Source organism: Pseudoalteromonas sp. APC 3694, assembly GCF_030407565.1.
Taxonomy (GTDB): Bacteria; Pseudomonadota; Gammaproteobacteria; order Enterobacterales; family Alteromonadaceae; genus Pseudoalteromonas; species Pseudoalteromonas tetraodonis.
The window spans coordinates 1-2,815 of sequence record NZ_JASDDE010000112.1 but is presented as its reverse complement, the minus strand read 5'-3'; the positions used below and the strand labels follow the sequence as shown (position 1 = coordinate 2,815).

Here is a 2,815-nt window from a genome sequence, read left to right as displayed (position 1 = left end):
AGGTAAAGTGGCCTGACTTAAACAAACTGGTCTCCGATGAACTCGGGGCGATTCATTTGTATACATTCGACAGCGTGCCTATTATCTCATTTTGTCATACACAGTTTTCATCTAAAATAACCTGTTGCGCCTTTAAAAATAGGCGTATACGCTTTGTTTACACCCGTATACATCAGAGGTATTTTAGAATGGCTATTCTAAGCATCCGAATTGACGATAAATTAAAAGAGTCTTTAAGTAGTGAGGCGCAAAAGGAAGGTATTTCTTTATCTGAATATGTGAAGAAATCACTGGAAATTAAGAGCGTTGATACTCATATACTAGCAACAGAGAAAAACTTAAAAAGCTCTGTTGATAGTATTAAAGATTTAGCGCTCGTCTCTCAGGAGACTGTACACGAAGTTGAACTAAATATTCAGCGGCTAAATGAATCGCTTAAAAATGCAAATCACTTAAAAGAAATCAAAAAATTGAAATGGATATTGATTTCTATATCCCTCATCTTTGTATCAATCTCGATCCCAATATTTCACTTTAATATTGCTTATTTCAAAACCTTCTTTTATTAGGCTTTATCCTGAATAATTTAAGGCCTATGAGCCAAGCCTATTAGTAAATATTCCAGTTACCGGAAAGCCTTTGCCGTCCAACACCTCTGTATTAAGCTTTTCACTTTACGATGAATTACCTTCAACAACTTAATTTAAATAAACTTTTTAAAGGCGTTTTCAAAAGACTATAAGTGTATAATTATGGCGCAGGTTTTGCAGTTAATATCACTCATACGATCATACTAAGGAAAAGAACCTATGCGAGTTGATGCAAACGTACATTATTTTAATGGGAACCAGCGTACCAAGCCTTCAACAGAGGCCTCAACGTCATTTTCGGCTGCATTAACAGCAGCACAAACAGACAATGATAAGACTGACAGCAGCACAAAACAGGCGGATTTCACTAGTATGACCCGGCAAGAAATGCGGGACTGGGCCAACACTCAAATCCGCAATGGAGAAATGTCTCTCGATGACGGCAGGCCTTTCATGGCTATGACTATGAAAATACCCGTAAATGGAGGCGAACTGGCAGGTGCACACAGTGATGAAACACGATATAACTTCATTCAAAAAACGCGTGATGGCATCCAAGGCGCACTGTCACGCAATGACGAGACTACTTTGAAGATGTTAGAATCAGCTATGTCTATCATGCAAGACAAAGGTACTGGTGTTAACATTCGTATTTAGAAATATAAAAAGGCCAGAATGTCTGGCCTACATCATTAATAAATCAAAGAATACTGATCTGGACTGACATAGTATTCCATGGCGAATTAGTCGAAGTATTTTGGTATTTGAATAATCCGTTTTGATGACCATCGACATTGTATTCATTGAGGAAACCCACGACAGTTTGCCCAGCGGTACAAGGCCATGTGTAATTACTACCAGTCACACAAACAGGCGTACTTGAGTACATTGTGGAACTCGGAAGTAACCCACCGTTCATCCAAGCAATATGATTATAACCATAACCAATTTCTAAAACAGCAGTACGCAGCTGCTCTCCCCCATGATCACATGCAGTTGTTGTCATACCAACAGTGGACTCCCACCCACAATCAGTTGAACCAACAGCATATACCCACATTGAAGATAGCGGCGGAGCTGATGCTCGAGCCATTAATTCAGACTCCATGCGGATGTTTTTGATTTCGGCAGGAGCTGGAGCATTCTGACTAGTGAGTACAGGAAGGGAGGTAATTACTTGTTGACTGCGCGGAACTTCCTCAGCATAACTCATATTACTTACACCAGTTGCTATGACTACAGATAGCAGGCAATTAATTAAATTTATTTTCATAGTCCTTGAATTTCCCTTTTAATATCAATTGAAAGGTATTTATAGTTCACGCCTTTAGCATTGTCAAAAAATGAAAACATAATGATAAATAATTAATTTTTATATTTGTTAACTGATAGCAGAAAATCAAACACAAGACCTTCATCCAACAACTGAGTTTCACCGGTGAAACTTTAATTTTAGCGGCTAAAATAATGGGGTATCACACTTTGACCTGCAATACCCCCTACCTAACAATTAACCTATTAAACTTATAACCAATTGGGCTACAGAAATTAGGGAAATTAAATTAATAGAAAACCTTCCTTCTACTTTCACTTTATAATGAATATCTATTTTCATTCGCGTGCTCATTAATATTGATAGTGCCCCAACCGCAGTGTAATCTTAAATTGCCGTAAAAGATTGGCGGTTAGAACGTGGCATCCATGCCATTTTACTATCGTTGATTTTCAACCAGGCCTCGTGCCTGGTTACCTTCATTTTTTATGTTTCTTTGATACTAACAAAATTTTTTAACTATCTGCGGCGCTGAAAAAATTAACCTGTCGCCTTAGTTCCGCTTAATCATAATTTAACGCATAGCACTTTTACGAATAAGCAAAAGGTGAGTATTTATTAAAATAATTGCCGGTGTATCTACCATTTCACATTAAAAACAGGTGCGGCGGCACTCTAGGTTACACTGTCGTATTAACCTAGAGGCCTTGCCATGTAAGCGCTAATAACGAATTGCACACGGGAAAGTTACACGCGTGATGTGAACGGTACTTTTGAACGGACTCGATAAAGTTATTGAATAAACAGGTCTGATAAACACAGCCGTACGTATTGCTATCTGTGCGTTGCTAATTTAGAAAAGTCCCTGACACGTTTCTGTCCAAATCCTAATCAGTCATACATCCACTATCCTCATAGTGACTTTTAAATAGGAGGTCACTATGAAACCAGA

The 2,815-nt window shown here is 38.2% G+C and carries 3 protein-coding genes; 2 read left to right on the top strand and 1 reads right to left on the bottom strand.

What is annotated here, in order from left to right:
• Positions 1–569: hypothetical protein (locus QMA00_RS18660; protein ID WP_282337934.1), on the top strand; the 569-nt coding region annotated here is incomplete at its 5' end.
• A 240-nt stretch (positions 570–809) separates the two neighbouring features.
• A complete protein-coding gene (locus tag QMA00_RS18655) occupies positions 810–1,247 on the top strand; it encodes a hypothetical protein (RefSeq protein ID WP_076923267.1) in 438 nt (145 codons plus the stop codon).
• A gap of 43 nt (positions 1,248–1,290) precedes the next feature.
• On the opposite strand, the gene QMA00_RS18650 is transcribed toward QMA00_RS18655, so the two are convergent.
• Positions 1,291–1,863, bottom strand: a complete 573-nt coding sequence (locus QMA00_RS18650; RefSeq protein WP_013463092.1) for a YolA family protein — start codon at positions 1,861–1,863, stop codon at positions 1,291–1,293.
• Positions 1,864–2,815: the final 952 nt, after the last annotated feature.

What these genes read in the sequence shown, in the direction of transcription:
- QMA00_RS18650 (WP_013463092.1), bottom strand. Translation starts at nt 1,863, where the DNA reads ATGAAAATAAATTTAATTAATTGCCTGCTATCTGTAGTCATAGCAACT.
- QMA00_RS18655 (WP_076923267.1), top strand. Translation starts at nt 810, where the DNA reads ATGCGAGTTGATGCAAACGTACATTATTTTAATGGGAACCAGCGTACC.